Annotated in this window: 12 protein-coding genes; 3 read left to right on the forward strand and 9 right to left on the reverse strand. The window is 60.0% G+C overall.

What is annotated here, in order from left to right:
- Positions 1–55 precede the first annotated feature (55 nt).
- From N5A92_RS11005 to N5A92_RS11015, 3 genes are all read right to left on the reverse strand, one after another.
- Positions 56–2,245, reverse strand: a complete 2,190-nt coding sequence (locus N5A92_RS11005) for a type I secretion system permease/ATPase (RefSeq protein WP_260902607.1) — start codon at positions 2,243–2,245, stop codon at positions 56–58.
- Positions 2,246–3,547 (reverse strand): HlyD family type I secretion periplasmic adaptor subunit, encoded by a 1,302-nt coding sequence (locus tag N5A92_RS11010; protein ID WP_260902608.1) that lies wholly within the window; start codon positions 3,545–3,547, stop codon positions 2,246–2,248.
- Between the two features lie 89 nt (positions 3,548–3,636).
- Positions 3,637–5,826, reverse strand: a complete 2,190-nt coding sequence (locus N5A92_RS11015) for a type I secretion system permease/ATPase (protein WP_260902609.1) — start codon at positions 5,824–5,826, stop codon at positions 3,637–3,639.
- Positions 5,827–6,769: 943 nt separating this feature from the next.
- Between N5A92_RS11015 and N5A92_RS11020 the strand changes: the two genes are divergently transcribed.
- Positions 6,770–7,447 (forward strand): Crp/Fnr family transcriptional regulator, encoded by a 678-nt coding sequence (locus N5A92_RS11020; protein WP_260902610.1) that lies wholly within the window; start codon positions 6,770–6,772, stop codon positions 7,445–7,447.
- Between the two features lie 28 nt (positions 7,448–7,475).
- Here the strand turns inward: N5A92_RS11020 and N5A92_RS11025 are convergent, their stop codons facing one another.
- Both N5A92_RS11025 and N5A92_RS11030 read right to left on the reverse strand, forming a co-directional pair.
- The gene (locus tag N5A92_RS11025; protein WP_260902612.1) at positions 7,476–11,633 is read right to left on the reverse strand and encodes a cytochrome P450; all 4,158 of its coding nucleotides are present in this window, start codon (positions 11,631–11,633) and stop codon (positions 7,476–7,478) included.
- Between the two features lie 80 nt (positions 11,634–11,713).
- On the reverse strand, positions 11,714–13,465 hold the full coding sequence (locus N5A92_RS11030) for an adenylate/guanylate cyclase domain-containing protein (protein ID WP_260902613.1): 1,752 nt from the start codon (positions 13,463–13,465) through the stop codon (positions 11,714–11,716).
- 265 nt (positions 13,466–13,730) lie between these two features.
- On the opposite strand from N5A92_RS11030, the gene N5A92_RS11035 reads away from it, so the two are divergent.
- Positions 13,731–14,525 (forward strand): LuxR C-terminal-related transcriptional regulator, encoded by a 795-nt coding sequence (locus N5A92_RS11035; protein WP_260902614.1) that lies wholly within the window; start codon positions 13,731–13,733, stop codon positions 14,523–14,525.
- 129 nt (positions 14,526–14,654) lie between these two features.
- Here N5A92_RS11035 and N5A92_RS11040 read toward each other — a convergent pair whose 3' ends face one another.
- The 4 genes from N5A92_RS11040 to N5A92_RS11055 all read right to left on the reverse strand — a co-directional run bounded on the left by N5A92_RS11040 (position 14,655) and on the right by N5A92_RS11055 (position 19,352).
- On the reverse strand, positions 14,655–15,350 hold the full coding sequence (locus tag N5A92_RS11040; protein WP_260902615.1) for a response regulator transcription factor: 696 nt from the start codon (positions 15,348–15,350) through the stop codon (positions 14,655–14,657).
- 392 nt (positions 15,351–15,742) lie between these two features.
- Entirely contained in the window at positions 15,743–16,477 is a 735-nt protein-coding gene (locus tag N5A92_RS11045) for a Crp/Fnr family transcriptional regulator (protein WP_260902616.1), read from the reverse strand.
- Between the two features lie 95 nt (positions 16,478–16,572).
- The gene (locus N5A92_RS11050) at positions 16,573–17,898 is read right to left on the reverse strand and encodes a polysaccharide pyruvyl transferase family protein (protein ID WP_260902617.1); all 1,326 of its coding nucleotides are present in this window, start codon (positions 17,896–17,898) and stop codon (positions 16,573–16,575) included.
- A complete protein-coding gene (locus tag N5A92_RS11055; RefSeq protein ID WP_260902618.1) occupies positions 17,895–19,352 on the reverse strand; it encodes a hypothetical protein in 1,458 nt (485 codons plus the stop codon). The genes N5A92_RS11050 and N5A92_RS11055 overlap by 4 nt, the downstream gene beginning before the upstream one ends.
- Before the next feature lie 173 nt (positions 19,353–19,525).
- Here N5A92_RS11055 and N5A92_RS11060 point away from each other — a divergent pair, with 173 nt between their 5' ends.
- Positions 19,526–20,365 carry a glycoside hydrolase family 16 protein gene (locus tag N5A92_RS11060; RefSeq protein ID WP_260902620.1) on the forward strand — a complete coding sequence of 280 codons (840 nt, stop codon included), beginning with the start codon at positions 19,526–19,528 and terminating at the stop codon, positions 20,363–20,365.
- Positions 20,366–20,491: the final 126 nt, after the last annotated feature.

Below are 20,491 nucleotides of genomic sequence, written 5' to 3' on the forward strand. Positions count from 1 at the left end.
GAATGGGGGGAAATCGAGCGGTAGATGATCTCGGCGGGGAGCCCGTTCGATTTCGTTAAAGATCCTCGTTTTGCTGCCACCAGAGATCTGCATAGTGCCCTCCATGCTTCAATAAGTCCGCATGGGAGCCTTCCTCGACAATTTCGCCATGCTCGAGAACGACGATACGATCACATAGGCGCATGGCGTTCAGGCGATGGGTGATGATGATCGCTGTGCGGTTCTCCAGGACATCCGGAAGACGTTCTATGATCGCCGCTTCCGAATCGTAGTCGAGCGCACTGGTCGCCTCGTCGAAGATAAAGATTGGCGGCTGTGCTGCCAGAGCGCGTGCGATGGCGATGCGCTGCCGCTGCCCGCCCGAAAGCAAGCCACCACGCTCACCTACTTGGGTGTCATACCCGTTTGGCAGGTCGTTTATGACGAATTCATGGGCGCCGGCGAGCCGGGCTGCCTCTACCAACTCTTCCGTCGTCGCCAGAGGATTACCGAGTCGGAGGTTTTCAAGGATGGTTCCATCGAACAGGAAGCTTTCCTGCAGGACAATACCCATGTTCTTGCGCAGTGTGGCGGTATCGGCCATGGCAAGGTCTACGCCATCGACGAGCACCTGGCCGCTTTGTGGCACGTCAAGCCGCTTGATCAACCTGGTGATTGTGCTCTTCCCCGAGCCGCTGCGCCCGGTCACCCCTAGTTTTTCGCCGGCGGCGACTTTCAAACTCAGTCGCCGTACCGCCTCCGGTGCGGCCTCGCTATAGCGGAAGGTGACGTTTCGCAGCTCGATCTCGCCGCGGACCTTATGGAGAGGGGTGCGGCTTTCCACCGACCCGGTCTCCGTCTTCTCGTTGAGTATATCGCCGATACGCTTGAGGGAAACGCCCGTGTGCTGGACGTCGTGCCAGATCTGGGCGAGACGCAGGACCGGCATGGTGACGTGGCCGGCCAGCATGTTAAAGGCGACCAGCTGGCCCACCGACAGATCGCCGGCGAGCACATGGTGCACGCCGAACCAAAGGAGAATGGCGCTGGTAACCTTGTGAACGAGACTGATACCGCCGCCGGCCCATTCGCTGAGCATCGTAGCCTTGAAGGAAGTTCTGAGAAGGGAGGCCAGCCGATCTTCCCAGTCGCGGGAAAAACGCTCCTCTATCGCTAGGCACTTCACCGTCTCGATTCCCGTGATCGCTTCGGTTAGGTAGGCGGTGTTGTCGGCATGCCGCTCCAATTCACGCTTCATGCAGCGCCGCAGAAATGGGGCGACGATTATCCAGAAGACTAGGTAGACGACGAACGAACCCAGGACGATCGAAGCAAGATCGACCGCATAGCTGTACATGAAGGCGACGAAGACGCCTACAAAGACAAGATCCAGCAACAGGATCAGGGCGGATCCGATCAGGAACCTGCGTATGTGATCGAGCTCCCGCACACGCGCGATGATTTCGCCGACCTGCCGTTTGGTAAAGAAGCCGAGCGGCAGATGCACCAAGTGGCGGAACAGCTTTGTCGAGAACTCTGCATTCACGCAGCTTGCCAGATGCGCGTAGACGAGGCCGCGCAAATATTCCATGAGCGGATTGAAGAGGGCTATACCCAGCATTCCGATTGCCAGCACTTCGAGGCTTTGCAGCCCACGGCTGACGAGCACGCGGTCGATGACGAGCTCCGACAGCTTGGGAGAGGCCAGTGCGAATAGTTGAAGCACGAAGGCAGCCGCGATGACCATGCGGAAGCTCGCCGCGTGCTTCAGGATTGACGGCAGAAACCACCCCAGATCGAAGGACTTCCCCTCTTCCTCCGCAGCCGGTGCACCTGCCCCCACAAGTATGATGCGCGTAGAAAAGCGCTGCCGGACGTCGGCGTGGGAGAGACGCAGCCGCCGGCCATCTGTTGGCGAGAGCAGTTGCACCTCTGAGTCCGTGACTGCTTGCAGAACGCAGTATTGCCCGTGGTCGCGTTCGCGGAGAAGCGCAGGCAAAGGTAGGAAACGCAATCTCTCGAACCGGATTTCGGCAGCGCGGACCCGCAAGCCAAGCCGCTTGACCGCCCGCAGGATGTCCATCTCCTGGAAAATACCTTCCGTAGGACTCTCGATATGCCAGACCTGCCAGGCATCAGCAGCTTTGCCGAGGCTGCGGGCAGCGGCTATCAGCGCCTGCAGACCGCTGTCCTGTGCGAGACTGGCCTTCACATCCCCAGCGCCGCTCCTGCGCGCTTGCGCAACGGCTTCAACTACCGCGTCCATCTATCGCTCGCGCATTGCATTGTGCTGATGATCCATGAGCGGGCTCAGCAGGTAGTCGATGACGCGGCGGCTGTCGGTTTTGATTTCGGCGGTGACCTGCATGCCAGTGGCCAGGAGCACGTCCTTGCCATCGACGGCGATCGCGCGCGCCGACAGACGTATGTGTGCAGGATAGATCAGCCCGAGTTGCTCGTCGGTAACAGAGTCGCGTGAAACATGCAGGATCTTCCCCTTAACGGTTCCATAGCGCGTGTAGGGAAAGCTTTCTATCTTCAGCTCCACCGGCTGGCCCGGAAGCAGGAAGCCGATGTCCTTGTTCAGTACCTTCACCTCGGCCTCCAAGGCTGCTTCGTCAGGCACGACCATCATCAGTTCTTGTCCCGCCGTCACGATGCCGCCGATCGTATGGACTGCCAGCTGCTGGACCACACCGTCGACGGGGGCGCGAATGGTCAAGTGCCGCGCCCTTTCTTTGGCCTTGATGTGCTCTTGCCTCAGGTCCACAAGCTTTCGGCGCTCTTGGTCGAGCTGCTCCATAAGGGTTCTACGCCGCTCAGTTCTTTGCTGCTGCCTTTGACTTTCGAGCGTCTTGACATCGGTCTTCAGCACTTCGAGTTCGGACCTTTTCGCTAGCAGCTCCCTTTCGCGGCTGAGCAACTGCTCCTTAAGCTCCAGAAGCTTCAGGCGCGGGAAATGGCCTTTTTTAAAGAGCTCCTCTCTGCCCTCATAGCGCTCGCGCATATTGGAAAGCAGCATCTCCAATTCTACTATGTCGCGCTGGGCGGCCTCCTGTTGGACCGTGTTGTGCGCAAGTTGGGCGGTGAAGGTTTCTTCTTCCGCCTGCTGTTCCTGATATGCACTCATCAGCCGCTCCCGCACACGCGCCACTTTGGCGGGGGCGATACCCTTGGGCGGATCGAAGCTCCCGGGATCATCCGTAAGTAGCGCTTCCAGTCGCGTAATTTCCAGAATGGAAAATTCGACCTGGGCGTCGAGACGCTCGGCCTCTGCTTCGGCGCTGATGGGGACCAGCTCGACCAGAATGTCCCCGCGGGTTACGGACTGGCCATCGCTTGCATGAATGCTGCTGATCTCGCCTAGTTCCGGCGCCTGTACGACCTTGGAATATTGGCTGGCGATGATCCTTCCAGGGGCCGAGGCGATGACGTCGATCTTGCCGAAAATCGACCATAGCAGGGCAAGTGTGCAAAGGACCATTATTGCCAAAGCGACCAGGCGCCCCACCCGCGAGGGCGATCGTTCCAGTATCTCCAGATGGCCTGGCAGGAACTCAAGTTCCAAATCCTGCCTCCTCGGCGGCTTCTCCGTCTTGCGCTGGCTCCTCAGCGTTTGCCGGACGATGCGGAGATGATGTCGGACTCCCTGAAACATTATACCTGTTCCCCCTCCTGTGGCATGGCAGCAGCCCTTCCCGGAAGGAGCTCCGCGCTCGCCCCGATTTCATCGACATGTGCACCAGGAGCGCCATGTGACCGGCCAGACTGCGCATGCCAGAGACGGGCATACGTCCCCTCTTGGGCGATCAAGGTTTTATGATCGCCGGTTTCGACAACGGCTCCCTTGTCAATGACGAAGATCCGGTCGCAAGCACGCACCGTCGACAGCCGATGGGCGATGATGAGTACGGTTCGGCCAATACGGATATCCCGTAGATTGCGCTGAATGATCGCCTGCGAGTGCTCGTCGAGGGCGCTGGTGGCCTCGTCGAAGATCAGTATCGCAGGATCGGCAAGCAGGGCACGCGCAATTGCGATGCGCTGTCTTTGCCCGCCGGACAGCGATGCCCCGCCTTCTGCGAGAATCGTGCCATAGCCTTCCGGCAGCTCCAGGATGAACTCGTGTGCACCAGCCATTTCCGCCGCTCGGATAACCTTTTCCAGCGGAACCGCAGGGTCGGTGAGCGCGATGTTTTCTCTGATGGACCGGTTGAAGAGAAAATTTTCCTGCAGGACCACGCCCATGTGCCGGCGTACAGAGGCTGCATCCAGGCGCGCAAGGTCCATGTTATCGAGGAGGATGCGCCCTGCGTCCGGATGGTAGAGCTTCTGGATCAGGCGGGCGATAGTGCTCTTGCCAGAGCCGGATGGGCCCACCAGCGCAACCATGGCCCTTGATGGTATCTCTAGACTGAGGTTCTGCAGGATGGGTGGTGCATCGGGGGCATAGCGGAAGCTGACGCCTTCAAAACGGATGTCACCCTTCGGCCGCAGGCTCAGCGTCCCTTGTTGCGCTTCGCTTTCGGCCGGCGTGTTCAGCACGTCTCCCAGCCGATCGATGGCAACCCTGGCCTGAACATATTTGCGCCAAAGCTCCGCAAGGCGCACGACAGGCTGGCTGACGTGGTTGGCCATCATATTGAAGGCGATGAGTTGCCCGATGGACAGTTCCAGGCCGATAACCATCCGCGCGCCAAACCACGTCACCAGAACCATCTCGATCTTCTGGATCGTCTGGACCAAATTGCTCGACAACTGCATGAAACGCTGCGCCTCGAAATTCGAGGCGACAAATGATCGTGTCTGCCCCTCCCAGCGCCGGGTGAGTTGCGGCTCCAAGGCAAGGGACTTTACGGTCTCGATGCCGGTAAGCGTTTCGTTGAGGAAGGCGTTATTGACCGCGCTGTCGCGGTAAAGCGACTCGATGCGCCGCTGCAGCGGTGGCGTAACCAGATAGCCTACGACAAAGTAGCAGGGGATAGAGGCGGCAACGATCGCCGTCAGAAAAGGAGAATAGAAATACATCACCGTGAAGAAGATGCCTGTAAAGGCAAGATCAATCACCAGAGTGTTGATCGCGCCGGTCAGGAATTCGCGCAGGGTATCCAGCTGGCGGACGCGCGTGACGGTAACGCCGACGCTGCGCGCCTTGAAATAGGACAGCGGGAGTGCCATCAGATGGCTGAACAGATTGGAACCCAGACGCGCATCGATGCGAAGTGCCGTCTGCGAAGCCACGTATTGGCGCAAACACCTCAACACCACTTCCAGCACCGAGACGACAACGAGGACCGTGGCAAGCACATTCAGCGTAGCGGTGGCGTGGTGCACGAGGACCTTGTCCATGACCACCTGGAAGAAAAGCGGCGAAAGGAGCGCCAGCAGCTCCATGAAGGCGGACGCGGCTAGGACTTCCCAAGCGAGATTACGGTAGCGCAGCAACTCGGGAATGAACCAGGTCACATCAAAGGTGGGGGTGCCGTGTCCGTTCTTTCCGCCGCGGACTTCGACGATTTCGCCGCTCCAGATGGCTTCGAGCTCATCAAGGGAAAGACGCAACGGCTCGATATGCTCCTTGCGCTGAATGACTGCGCACTGGTCGTCCTTCATGGTCAGGATCGCCCAGTCGCCATCAGTTGCTTTCCAGGCGATCGGCAGGCTGGAATCTCCCAGCTTCCGTAAGGCCCTGCGACGCCACCGGACCCGCAAACCGGCTTGCTTGCATAGATGTCGCAATGCCGTTTTCGGCGGCAGATCAACCAAGGCGGAAGCAGCACTTTCGGCCTGGACCCGGTCTTCAACAACTTCCAACACGATGCCGACGGTTAACACGCATGCCAGCAACGATGCCGTTTGCTGAGACTCAGGAATAGTATTCGATATAACCATATACTATGAAGATACTTCACTGTCTATATATGTTGAAGTCGTAGTAGATAATTGCAGTGTGCGGCTGCGGCTTCCGGAAAAGCCTTGATAATCAAGAATCTGGAAGCACTCTTAGCCGTCCTCGCTCCCTGGACGACGCGCAGGAATGTATATTGCGTACTGGCTAGGCATATAAATAATGTATACGAGATTGGCAAGTTCACGCATCTTCCCTTGCGGGCGAGCGGGAGGTCCGGCGCCAGCCGTCTGCCCGGTCCTTGTCAGCTCATGCTGCCTCCTGGCGATTTACTTCCTGCAGCGGATAGCACGCAGATTAGCTCTGCAATCGGTGGTGGCTTGAATGCCGAGCCGAGCGGGAAACCCGCCGCGGCGGAGGCGCGTGCAGGCCAATGCGCCCGACGGGGTGAGATCGCGCTCAGAAAGATTTTGGGCCGGCGAGACAGCAGAACGCGGAGACCAGAAGGGAATCAAAGGCAGCGGGCGGGCGGTTGATGTCAAACGGCATTGAATCGGGCCCTGTCGACGTCCAAAAGGGCCAAACCGCGACTGACGCCGGGGACCAGACCGACGACCATACTTGTCGACGCCTGAGGCTTGATCTGGTCTTTGCGCATCCCCGTCGGGACTATCTCACTCGGTTGTCCGATGAAGCCCTTAATTCTGCGAAAGAGACCGGGCGTCCCCGCTTGCCCCGGGTCTCCCCTCCCCCCTCTCTGTGAACGGCTGCCGTGCGAGCTGGCCAAGCCGATATCCAGCCCATTTGCCACGCCCCGCAGAGGCGCAAAGGCGAGAGTTCAAGTCCGGCGAATTGACGTCGGGGCCCTTGCAGCCCACTATGTGCCCAAGCCTGATCAAGCAGGTTGTATAGATGACGGCGGAGCAGCCTGGAATCCGGGAAATGAGTGCCCCGTGGAGCGGTGACCTCGCTCCACGCCTGGCAAGGTTGCGCCCCGATCTGTTCGACCTTCTGTTCGGCGAATGCCGGCCGGAACGATACAGCGCCGGCGAGCACCTCTTCATGCAGGAGGACGTGGCCGATCGCATTTACGGCGTCCTGTCGGGCACGGTGGAGATTTCGATCTACTCTCCGGGCGGGCGCAAGCTCGTTGCCAATATCGAATTGTCGCGCAGTCTTGTCGGCGAGATCGGGGTGCTTGACGGAGGCGCCCGCACGGCGAGCGCCCTCTGCCTGACTGATTGCACGCTGGTTTCCCTCAACAGAGCGCAGCTTTTTGACAAGCTGGAGAAAAACGCCGCCCTCGCGCTGGCGATGATAGGGCTTTTGTGCGCACGCTTACGCTGGGTGAGCGGCGAGCGAAACGATCAGGCTTTGCTCAAGATCGAAGCCCGCCTCGCCAAACGGCTGTTGTTCCTCTCCGGGATTTTGGCTGACAAGGATGGCTGGATTGCAATTTCACAAGCTGAACTCGCCGCATTTCTGGGGGCGACCCGCGAATCAGTCAACAAGATGCTGAACGAATGGCGTAGCCGTTCGCTGATCATGATAAAGCGCAGCGCAATCCGCGTGACGAATGCGGATGGCTTGCAGGAGATCGTCGACCTGGGGGACGCGTGATCGGTTCGGCGGCGTTCCCGGGGACGCTTTAAAGCTGCGAGAGCAAATAGCGCAGGCTCGACCGGCTCGGCATGAAGAAATAGCCGCCGCCGCGCGTGGTGACGAATTCGGGCAGGCCGGTCAGCACCAGTGAGCCGTCGCTGGAAGGGATTGTGAAGCGCCCCTCCCCGCCACTGGCTCCGATCGTCGGGTCCTTCTCTGCCAGAAGCCCGTGAAAGGTGGCGGCCGAGACCCAGCTTTGCTGCATGAACTCGTATTGGCGCTCAATATCGGCGTTGAAGCACATGAAGAGCAGCCCCTTTTCGCTTCCCCTCTCATAGGAGCGCCCGCAGCGCAGGATGCGGTGGCGATTGTTGAGCTTGATCTGTGTCTCCTTGTCGTTGCCCAGAGAGTCGCGCGGATTGGAACGGCGCACATGCGAGCCGAACGGGCAGCGTAGCCCCTGCGGGTCCTCCGTCGCGTAGGAGAAATCGTTGTCCGGCTTGCGTGCCTTGCGGCCGTTGGGGTTGCGGACGAGCGACGTTCCGTCAGGCCAGCGGCCAACCATTTTCGCGGAGATCCAGCGCGCATTGATGGCGGAATTGCCGGTCTGCGACCGCGCCGTCCTTGCGGCCTTCTTGCAGTACGCATGGAACGTCTCGACGTGCTGTTCGATCTGGCGCACCACGACAAAGGAGCCGTTCCTGCCGAAGTCCCGCAACTGTGCTGTTGCCCCGAAGAGCGGTTGATGCTCGCTCTCCACTGCCGGCAGTACGCCGCAGCGGTCGCGTGAGGAAGGAACTGTCGGGGTCAGCGGATAAAAACCACTCTCGTCCTTGTAACCCAGGAGGAACTCGCCGGGGGCCACCAGGTGCATGGAGGGGACCGGCGCATTGGCGCGCCGGGTGCCCAGAACAACCGGCTGCGAAATTCCATCTGCGAATCCGAAATGTTCGACCGCCTGCTTCCCCTGCCTGTTTATCACGAGCGGCAGTTGGGTGACGATCGTCATCCCCGCCTCTTCCGTGCACGCGTGGAATTCCCGGACATCCTCCGTGAGCGTCTCCTCATCGGCCGCGTAGCATATGACCACTGCATCCACCGGCTTTTCCGCCGATCCCCACTCCCAGCACGCCGGCGCACTGCGGCCGACGTCGTCGAGTATGCGGCTTCTCGGCTCTGTGGCCATTCCCTGGCGGAATACCGCTGGGAAGGTCTCAAGCCCGCTCTCGCGCGTATGATCGTCGAGGCCGAGGCGCGCCAGCCCGTTCGGCCCGAACATGACTGTCATCGCCCGCTTCACGGGAAGCCCGTTGCCGAAGCTGGTCCTCTCTTCCACGAAGCGCAACCATGCCTTGCGCTTCCCTCGTGCAAGGCCCTCGGGAATGCTAACCGCCGTCATGTGCGCATGCTGGAGGGGGCCGAGGGGGCCGAAGAAAACCGTCTGTATCTCTTCCGTTTCCAGCGCGTCGTGCGGGCGCGGCTGGGAACCGAAAAGCCGAAGCCAGTCGCGCGCCTCGCTCTCGGTCTCGGCCTTCGCAATGCCGCTTCTTATGAGCGCGTTGATACGAATGCGGTTTGTGTTGAGGCCGGGATAGGCCGAATACCAGAAAAGGGTGGGTATCTGCTGTGCCCGCGCCCACCGCTTGAAGCGGGCGCCGTCTCTCGCGCCCTCGAAGAAAAGAGAACGGGTCCTCGGAAAGCCCTGCGTGTTGCTCCAGACCCCGGTCAAACCGGCGCGCGCCTTGGCGATGAAGTCTTCGAGATAGCTTTCCCAACTGCCTCCGTAGTTGCTGAAGAACACCAGCCTGTCCGTGCCAGGCAGCAACACCCAGCGCGCAAAATGGATTGTGTTAATGTCGGCGAGGAAACCGGGTCGGAAGACATTCCGGGCCGTGATGGAGATGAGATAGAAGGAAAGACGCAGCGTCAGCCGCCGCAGCATGCCGGGCTTCATGACCGAGACGGCGGTTAGGTTGTTCTGCGGGAAGTGGTTTTCCCGCCTGACGATCTCGGCCAGTGTTTCCGGATCTGGCTGAGTGTCGCTGGGCACGTCCCGTTTCTCAAGCCGCCGGAGCGCGATATGAAGGAGCAGGCCGACGAAGGCCAGAGACATGCTGACGCCGACAAGAGCAAGCACGAGCGAGGTCCCGGCCACCAGAAGATTGCGGAAGACGCCGGGCACGTATCCGAAGACAAGGCTGTAGGTAATCCCCCAGCACATAAGAAGCACGATTGCAGCGGTCACCAGCAGCCTCGGCGACCGGATCGTCCTCTTGAACGCAGCCCACGCACTTCCCTTCGGCATTTCCAGAAGGCTTTGCGCCGGCTCCAATGCCCATCGATAGCAGTCACCCTGCGTCAGCTTTTCCCGCACTTCGGCAAGCACGGCGCCGGCACCATCGCCCTGCGCATTTGCCACGATCCCGCGCACCGCACTCTCCAACTCCGCCTCTGCACGAATACGAGCGACCGAATGGCCGGGCGTTCCGGAAAATACTAGGCCTACGTTGCTGCCGAATGTCGGAGAGATCCTGATCATTCGCGCGCGCATGAAATCTTCGAGCGGCTCTTCCGCATCCAGCCCGCATCGGTCCTCCAACAAGCCGCGAACCAGAGAACCGGCATGTTCGGCAAAAGCCTGCACCACGGCTTCATCCGCGCCGTCGCCCGAAAGTTCGAGCACGAGATGTGTCCGTTCACCGTTCGCGGGGGCGCTCGGCGCACAGACGACCGCAAGACTCGCAAAATGGATGATGCCGCTTGCGTCCAGCGCCACCGCTGCCGGCTCGTTCGCCGGGTTGCCAAGCTTGCCGACCTCCTCGCGCAACTTTTCGGCTTCCGTGCCGTCGTCGCACGCGAACACTACAGAGACCATGGAGTGCTCTACCGTTTTCGAAAGCGGCGAAGGTTCGAAGACGATCCTCAGGCTCTCCGGATAAGCGCCGAGCCGCGAAAGACGGCCGGCCCTGCCCTTCGCCCGCCGCACGCCCGGCTTTGAGAAGATTGCTCGGAAGCATTCGGCGATCTGGACGCGGGCGATTGCCGCGCCGATGCATTGGTGAATGCCGTGACCGAAGACGAGATAGTCGCGCGCCGGCCGTTCGATGTCGAACACATTCGGATTGGCCACGGCGTCCGGATCGAACATTGCCGACAGCATCGCCGGCATGACGGCGGTTCCCGCCTTGACCGCACGTTCCCGCCGCGTCCCCTTGGCGATCACGGCGTCGCGTGCGGTGTAGCGAAACGGTCCGATCCAGATCGGCTTGAACCGCATCGCCTCCAGGATCACCCGCTCGAGACGTGTATCGTCCTTCGCGGCGACGGCCTCCTCGATTGCCTTGCGGGCCTCGTTGCGCGAAAGGACGACGTCAAGGCAGTTACTGCCGGCCAGCAGGTTGGTCGGCGCAAAGCCCGCGATCATGCCCATCATGATGGAATGGACATCGCCGATGCCGAGGTCGGAACTGGTGTCGTCGAGCAGGTCGACAAGCCTGCCAAGTGGCGTCAACCGGCTTGTCGTGCCGCCCCGAACCGCCTCTATGGACAGGTCAATCGTTCTTTTCATCCTGTCGGCGGCGACGACGGCAAGCTCACGCGCGATCGGATTGGCGAAGGGGTCGGCAAAGAACAGGCCGCTCAGCGCATTCGCCCAGTCGGAGAACTGCTTCTCGTCGTCGATCCTCATGCCGAAATAGTCACGGCAGATGCGCACCGGCACCACCTTCAAGAGCTTATCCACCACGTCGAAATCGGGAGACGCCCGACGCATGATCTCCTCAGCATGCCGGGCCGCCAGCGGCCTCACCACCTGCTCCACCTCGTCTATGGGAAAGGCGCTCAGGATGGTGGATTTCATGTGCCGATATTGCGGCCCGTCATGCATTCCGAGGATGAAGTTTTGCCCGCCCGCGATTTCCGTCATCTCCGGGCCGTACGGCGTCTGGAACACATCCTGCCGTTCGAGGACCTCACGGACGTCCGCATTTCTGGTCACCAGAAGAAACTTGCCGAAACGCGGCATCGGCCAAAAACGCCTAAGTAGCGCAAGCGCCCAGCGCGGGTCTTCCAGAAGTCGCTCCGCGAGACGCGCCCACACGCCTCGCGTGCGCAGGCGCTCCATGTCGAACGGGGGTAGCTCAGTCGGCGGCCGCTGCTCCTTCTGACCTTTAAGAACCCCCTCGTAGTATTTGACAGCCACCATCGCTCTCCCTCCGGGATTCAACAGTTGCTCCTACGTCGTTGAGCGCCCCGCGTATGTGAAACAGATCACGTAGCCTGTAGTCATCCCGCCAATTCGAAATTGCTTATAAGAGCGGCCTTCGCGGATGCATCGGCGAATGGAATCCATTCGATGCGCGCGTTCGTGAAGTCGGGGTGCCGTGTCCGGAAAATGGAAAGCTCCCGCCGAGCCTCATCAAGACGGCCGCTGCGTGCAAGCGCTCCGATCTTCAGGAAGCGTGCATAGAAATAGCCGGGGGAAAGACTGAGTGAGCGGTCCGCGGTCTTGATTGCCTCGTACCACTGGGAGGTAAGGCAATAGGCAGCGGCCAGCTCACCAAGATTGTGGAAGGCATAGATGTCGAAAGGGCTCAGCCGCGATGCCGCCTGAAAAAGCGGGATCGCCTCCTCCGCCTGTCCGAGAAGAAGGTGCGCGCTCCCCATGGCCGAGTGGGCAAAGGCGAAGCTGGGATTTATCTCGAGCGCCTCGCTCAGATGTTCGAGAGCCGCCTTCGGCTGACCGCGCATAATCGCGACAATGCCAAGATAGGCGTGCGGGCGTGCATCCTGGCTGTCCATCAGCAGCGCCTTGCGCGAATACTCCACTACCTTGTCCAGATCGTCGCTGTCGCCCGAGCGCAGCCATGCACGCCAGAAATACCACCACGCGAATTCGTTGAGCACCGCACTTGAATTGGCATCTTTCGTCTGCGCCAACTTAAAGCACTCGAACGCCAGGGCTGTATCCTCGCGGCTGCGGCGCTGCATATGCCAACGGCCGCGCCTGACGAGTTGCCATGTCTCCAGGCTCTCCCACGGAACCTGGAAGGTACGCACCTGCTCGGCCCGCTCAACCTCCTTTTCCAGCATCGAGACGATCATGCCGCCGATCTCGTCGTGAAGCATTGCCACCTCGTCAGCCCGTCGCTTGAACTCTCGCGACCAGATCAGCCTTCCATTTGCCGCATCCGTGAGCGTGACCTTCAGGGCGAAATATGTATTCGCCCGGGCGAGCTTGCCGTCGACGATATAACGCGCGCCCAGCGCACTGCCGATCATCCGCGTACCGAGCGATTTGCCGCGAAACTGAAAGCTGGAGCTCTTGGCGATGACGGGCAGCCATCGGGTGTTGGAAAGGCCCTGGATGACATCCTCCGCAATGCCGTCCGCAACGTAGTCGAGTTCGCGGTCCCCGATCTCGTTGTGAAAAGGTAGAACGGCGACGGCCGGTGGCATGGCCGCAGAGGACTCTTGCTGACGAGGGAGGAGCACATCAGCGCCGTCGCTGCCGTCGTGAGTTGCCGTGAATATGCGCACGGGCAGCGCTATGTTCTTCAGGACCCGCTCGCCTAGATCCGTGAAACGGGCGGCCGTCTTATCCTTCACGTGATGCCAGGTGGTCTCGGAGATCGCCAGCCCGTCATAGGGTGCAAGCTCCTGGATACGGGCGGCAATGTTGACGTCGTCGCCGTACAAGCTCTCGTCGCGGACGATCACGCTCCCGGTATTGATGCCCACGCGGAAAGGCATGCGCATCTCGTCGGAAACGGAGGCGTTCAGCGCCGCGATCTTCTCCTGAAAGTCGAACGCCGCCCTCATGGCATCGATCGGCGCTCCGAATTCGGCCATGAGACTATCGCCTGCCGCACCGAACATCCGTCCGCCGCCAGCATCGCAACTTTCTACAATGATCGCCCGCCGCGCCTCGAAAGCCGTTACAGCAAATTCGTCATTGATGCCCATCAGGCGTGAAAAGCCAGCGGCATCAATAGAAACGATGGTTGCGACATGACGGGTATATAGCCGTCCAGTCATCTTCGATCCGGCTAGCCGCCCCTCGCCTTCAAGCGGAAAAGAATATCTCTGCAGCAGGTTTCCGACAACCGCGAGCAACTTGAATATTCACGGCCACCCCACGCGGTCCTTTTGCATTCGTGTCGTCTGCAGTCGGTACATACGATTGCACGAATAGAAGAAGCATGTGTAGCAAATTTCACAGACGAAGGGGACAGGCACCCCTTAGTTTGCAAGCCTTCAAGAAAACCAGTTCCAATTATCAACGCACAAGGGGGTGCTCGACATGATGCTTTCTACGCATACAGGCCTTGGTCTCGAAAGGCAGGGTATGTTCCGTAGTACGGAACGCATTTCCAAAGAAGAGACGGACAATTTTGACGACGAAATGCAGTCTGATGGGAATGGTCCCGTCGAAGTCAGCGAAGGACTGCAATCGGTTGCTCTGATCGACAATCGTACGCTCCGCAGGGAGTGCTTGCGGCGCAGTCTGGTGTCACAACGCATTTCGTGGGTCGTGGCTGGCTATGGTTCAGTTGAAGAGTGGAGCACGTCGGAGGATCTTCATCCTCCCCTGGCGGCGATTGTCTTCCACCTGGGTGCGCAGAAAGCCACCGATGCGGCCGATCAGATCAAGAAGATCGTTTCCAGTGCCGGCGCGCTGCCTGTTATAGTTCTCGCCGACTCTGACGACATCGTTCAGATCGTCAGTGCACTGGACTACGGGGTTCGCGGCTATATCCCGTCCTCGGTGAGCATAGAAGTCTGTGTCGAAGCGATCAATTTGGCACTTGCTGGGGGTGTGTACGTACCGGCAAGCAGCGTTTTTGCAATTCGCCAGTCCATCACATCCGACACGTCGCGAAACAGCCGCCTGGTAGAACTTTTCACACCGCGTCAGATAAAGGTCGCAGACGCCATCAGGCAGGGCAAACCGAACAAGATCATCGCCTATGAGCTCAACATGTGCGAAAGCACCGTGAAGGTTCACATCCGCAATATCATGCAGAAGCTGAAGGCAACGAACCGCACCGAGATCGCTTATAAAATAAGGGATCTATTCCCCAGCGATACGGCTTGACCGGACCCGCACCAGCGGGTCCGGTCAAGCCAGCCGCCGCGACCGCTCTCGCGGCGACTGTCGAATTGCAGGGGCAAGAGAAGCCCCGCAGCGGCGCTGATAGCGCCGTAATCACTTTCACACCCCCGGTCAGGGCAGCATCTCTCTTATCTTGTAGGCCACCTCCGTGCGATTGGTGGCGTTGAGCTTTTTCATGATGTTGCGGATATGGACCTTGACCGTGCTTTCACAAAGCTGCAGTTCGTAGGCGATTATCTTGTTCGCCTTTCCACGCCGCAATGCTTCCGCGACTTCCGCCTCACGCGACGTGAACAGATTGCCGAGACCGGCAACGCGGTTGGTCGTCGAGTTGATGACGTCGCGCATGGCGAGCACACCGCTGGCGGGTACGAACACACCTCCCGCGCGTGCCAGCAGTATTGCCTCCGCGGCCACGCCGACACCAACGTTGCTGGGGATATAGCCCCTCGCCCCAGAGTCGAGCGCCTTCAGGATCTGCCCGAGATCGTCTGTATCGGCGACGACAACGACGGGGCTTCCCTCGAATTTCCTCGCCAGATCCTGGATTTCACCGCACACGGCCGGTTCGGCTATCTTCCTGCTGCCGACGATGAACAGCACCGCGGACGGTTCACGTGCTTCATGATGTCCGCGCCATTCGCTGGCGGAGCCGACCGCCACGATATCCATGGCGGGGTTTTGCTCGCTCAGGCTCCGTGCCAGGCACTCCCGGTCGAGCGCTCGCGGATCGATCAGCAGAACAAGATCGTGGTGCTTCTCATCACCCGGATCTCCCCCTGCGTCATACTCTCCTATTTTCTCCAAAGTCCCTGGTATGTTTGGTACCCGTTTAAGGCCAGGTACCTGTGTAATCGCGTTCGCATATTCCACGACACAACTCCCCTGACAATTGCTTGTCTTGCACAGGCCCCGACCCCAAAGGCGGCGAACCTGCGTGTTTCCTTCTCCAGTCCCCAGTTGCCATTCCCCAAACCCTTGCGGAACAACCGTCCGCCCCCGTTTTCGAGAGGCATCCCGATTGGTCAACTTGGACCATAAGTATCTGCATACTTGTGGATAAGACGCACTAACTTGGATTAATGCCTTGCCAAATATTCATCATCCGTTAATCAAATACCCTAACAACTTTTTGGTAATATAATGCACAGAAGTACAACCAATGGTGACTCCATAAGGCCACATCGGTCGAAAAGGGGCTATACTGTTCTCAATTCGAGGTACGACGGATCGAAACTGGCGAGTTTCACCAGGCCTTGCTGATCGTAAATCTCGACAACTCCTCCCCTGAACGACACGAAGCCGCCTTCGCGCAACTCTTTCAACACGCGGTTTACATGCACTGCAGAGATGCCAAGCGCATCCCCTAAGTCGGCTTGCGTCAACGGACAGGCAAAGCCTATGGCACCGTCCTTTTCGCGCGCGTTTATGCGATATGCGAGTTCCAGGAGCAGATGCGCCGTGCGCTCGACCGCTCCCCGCCTGCCGATATTCACGACATGCTCGGCCAGTCTAGCATAGCGCCTCGCCAACCCCTTGAGAATGATTTCCGATATCGGTTGGGGATAGGACAGCAGGCCTTCGAAAGTCGGCCCCGGCAACTCCACCACCACTGCAGGAGAAAGAGCCGTGGCGGCTTCCCGTGTCCACCCCGTCATGATGACGTCACCAGCAAGAGAAAAGTCGAGGACGGTTCGCATGCCGTTGTTCAGCATCTTGCAGGAAGCCACCCAGCCGGACATCACCAGCAGGATTGCAGGCTTCTTCTCGTCCCCATCCGAAATGGTCGTTCCTGCTTTGTAGGTCTGCCGCCTGATGGCTGATCGCGGGGTGCTCTTTGGCCAAGAGTCGTTCGACACCGCAGCTTTAGCCGGAGCCTCCGCCTCAAGAGACCTAATAATATCTCTGAAATGCCCCGTCACGTTGGAAAGCACACCCCCACCTCTTACTGGTATGCTACTTATTCTTGGACTTCGCTATTTATAACACGTGCAAATTTCGCTAGGCATCTCTCCTAAGGTGGTAGCGACTACATTTCTCGGTCACTCTCAGGTTCTATCGCTATTCGCTTCAAGGCAAACTGCGCGTTGCCCCCGTCGATCACATCTTGGTGATCGGGTGCCTTCCAAGCCTTCGGCCGAGCGTTCGTGGGGTCGGCGGCGTCCGTCTGGCAGACCGTTTTCCGCATCTGCTGCACAAGCAGCGCCACCGCCTGTCTAGCGTGCCCAAGATGCCTGCCGTGCGTTTCCACGTCGATGCCCTCGTCCATAGCCTTCAAGACAAGCCCGCCGATCTGCTGCGGTGTGACATCTCCCTGAAGAAAGAAGCCTTCGCGGCCGACGGATCTGAAAAAGCTCTCCACCTTGCGGTCCCATCCGAGGCCTATTTGTGGCGTACCCAGGGAATAGGAAACGATGCAGGCATGCAGCCGATGTGCGACAATAGCGGCAGGCCTCCGCAAGGTCCCGATGAGATCGGCCGGTGTGTGGGAAGGAGCAGCCGCGACAAGCAATCCCGTCGCCACGTGCGCGGCGCAGGCACGGTTTTGCATGATGCGGTCGAGAAACCGCTGGTCCTCGTTGGCGCCATTGGTGAAAAGCAGAACCCTGCAGCCGGCATTGATCAGCCACTCCGCCAGTTGCCGGTATTCGTCCACCGTCAGAAGTGGAATCTGCGCGTCAGCGATCGCTGCATGCCGTCGTAGAACGATTGGATGGGTGACGCACACACCGATGAGCGGGCGGTCGAGCGCAGGTGCTGCTTCTCCGACCTGCGGCAGGTCGCACGCCAACAGGCCGGGATCGGGGCAGACTTCCACATCGTGTCGGTGGCCGAAGTGGGCGATCCAGTTGTCCCGCGCGGCGCGGTCGCGAACCGATATGTGAACGATCCGGCAGTCGCGCAGCCAGCCGAAAAGCTTTGCCGCACGGTCCGACCAGTGGGCCGTGACGCCGACGGCAAAGACGGCGAGGGGTCGCTCGGCGCGACATGCGCATTCCAGCACTGCCGCAATCTTAAGAGGGAAGTTGAGATCGTCGTCCTGAAAGAGATTACCGCCGCCGACGACTACCGCGTCCGCCGCCTCGACCCTAGCCTGCCATCCACCGCGCAAGCGCCGCAACTTGCGCCCGAGCACAAACGCAACTGCCGTCCTACGCAGGCGCGGCGGCAACAACCTGAGTATGGCGAGCGCGCCCATGCGGCCGCCTCCTGCGTCCCCATAGGCGCGGCGGCCGGCGAGATCGATCGTTTCGACTTCACAGCCGCTCCGCCGCAACGTGCTCTCGAGGCACTCGGCCAGAACGCCGTCGCCAAGGTTGGGGCTGTATTTGACGTTGAAGACCAGTACCTTCAATGGCTTGCCCTCTCGGAAGGCATGGCTGCCGCGTCGCGCGTGCGCGACGCTTCCGGCGCCAACGCTCTCGCCACGCCAGAGACCGGCATGTGCATCGCAGCTACCGCACCGGCCAACAGGTAGAACATCAACCCAAGGTCATAAACGGTACCGGAAACCAGGGCCTCGGCAAGACCAGCGACCAATCCGGCTTTTGCGGCCCGGGCGATCTTGTCGTCGATGTCTTGGCCAGCACCGCCCGGCCCTGCCTTTGAAAACAGGATAGAGCCGAAGAAGATGAAGAAAATGATCGTGCCCAGCAGGCCGACATTGGAAAGAAGCACGAGAAGATAGCTCGACGCGCGCGCGCTCCCCAGCCCCGCGCCAAGCCCCCACGTATCCAGGAAAGCCTGGTAGGCGACGGCATTCCACATGAAGCGTTCCCGCCCGGATTGACTGTCAAGCTTGGAAAACAGGATCTCGTCCAGAAATTCCATGATCCGCTCCACCATCTCGGGCATGAGGATGATGGTAAGTAGAATAAGGAGCGGAAGCCCCAACACCGCCCCGGCCAGAAAGACAGGCCGACCCACCGGCTTTCTGCCAACCGATCCGTGTGCCGATCTCAGGCCGAGGAACAGGATGACCGCCACCAGCGCGAGGAGCCCGGTGGTGGACGTCGCCAGGAGCAGCACAACGAGGAGCAGGCCCGCCAGCACACCACTGGTCCAGGAGCGCACCCGGTCGAGCCAAAGGCTGGCAATGAAGGCGAACAGCACCGCCGTGTAGCCGGCAAAGGCCGAGGCTTCGGGAAACGTGCCGGAAATGCGCTTGAAGCCGGCTTTCTCCGCGCCGGTCAGCAAAGCGTAGTTGGCTGTGCGGATGTAGTCGAACAGATAGGCGGCCCCCGAATAGTAGGTGACCACGTCGAGCAGAGCGAAAGCCAGGTTCGCCGCCCCCAGCACAAGGATAAGGCTGGCAAGACGGGCGAGCGATCCGACGCGTCGAAGATAGGCGAATGTGAAGGCAAAGCAGATCAGCCCGCCCAACGCATAGACAGCCTGTGTTATGTTGTTGGTCGACGGTGCCAACGGAACCATGGAGATGGAGCTGCGTCCCGCCGCTATCCGTTGTACGGTCATCGTCTCCGCCATTCCCTCCAGAAGCCGCGGAAAGAACACCGCTGTGGCGAGCGCATAGACGGTCAAAAGCAGAAGCCAGAATCCAGCACGCGGTGCAGCCACGGCAGCCAGCACCGGCCCCTCGCCGAACGCCATGAACAGGCGCAGACCGTAGAAGACCAGGAACAGGCTCGGCACGAGCACCGAGGCCCCTCCCAGCCCCGACAGGCTGAACGCCGCCGCTGCACCGAAAAGCGTGGACAGAACCATGATCGAGAAGGCCCGGTGGATCGGGGCAAACAGAACGGCCACCCCGAGAACCATCGTCACAAAGCCGAGCAACTCGATATTCATGCGGTGATCCTTGCCCCTTGCCCGGGCCCCTTGTCCGGAAGGAGCATAAATTATCACCGTTCCCCCGCGCCGTCGTTCCACCCCAGGTACCGCTTATGATGTATGGCGCGCCTCATTCGCCCGGCTGGTTACGGCCTTCGCCCGTGGAGTATGTTGGTCGGGGAGGTACCAATATGAGCTCCACGAAACGAACCCTTTTCAAAACACGAAGTGCGCATGGTGGCGGAGGTAATCTTCTTGCCGCGGCGACCCTTGCGGCAGCGATCTTCGCCGCCTCTCCAGGCTTCGCCGGCTCGGTTGAGGACCAGCTCGATTTGGAGGAGATGAGCATCTCCTTCGAAGAGAACTTCGATACCCTCAGCGTCTCCGCCTGGGGGCCAGGCACGCGTTGGATCGCACACACGCCGTGGTCAGGAGACTTCGGCGGCGCCCGCTTCGCCAATCCGGAAGAAAAGCCCTTCACCGTCGACGACGGCATCCTGCGCATAAAGGCGAGCAGGGATGCCGAGGGCGAATGGCGTTCCGGTTTGCTGGCATCCGTCGATACGAAAGGAAACGGCTTTGCGCAGCAGTACGGTTATTTCGAAATGCGCGCGCGTCTGCCAACCGGCCCGGGCGTGTGGCCAGCCTTCTGGCTGATCGGCAAGGACCGCTCCCGCTTCACCGCTGAGATAGACGTGATCGAGTTCTACGGCGACAAGCCGGACGGCTACTCATCCGTCGTCCATGTATGGCATCGCGACGGCCGGCACTATTCGCGCTACACGCGCAACGAGGTTTTTGGCGATGCCGATCCCGGCGACTTCCATACCTACGGTGTCAAGATCGACCAAGATTGGATCCGCTTCTATTTCGACGGCGAGTTCATGTGGAAGACCGAGACCCAGGAAGAGCACAGGCAGCCGCTCTACATCCTGGTCAACCTCGCCCTGGTCGACGGGCCGACGAAAAATCAGACCCCCGATCCATCCTTCATGGATGTGGACTACGTTCGCGCCTATCGCGCCGACTGACGCCGGGAGTTCGACACCCGCGAACGGGTCTTAACGCTTTTGGAACAGTGCCGCCTCGGTGTGTGAAAAATGCCCCCGCCGAATGAGCAAAAATACCATTCGACGTACAGCTTCCGGTCAGGAAGC

Source organism: Chelativorans salis (assembly GCF_025336525.1).
Lineage (GTDB): Bacteria > Pseudomonadota > Alphaproteobacteria > Rhizobiales > Rhizobiaceae > Chelativorans > Chelativorans salis.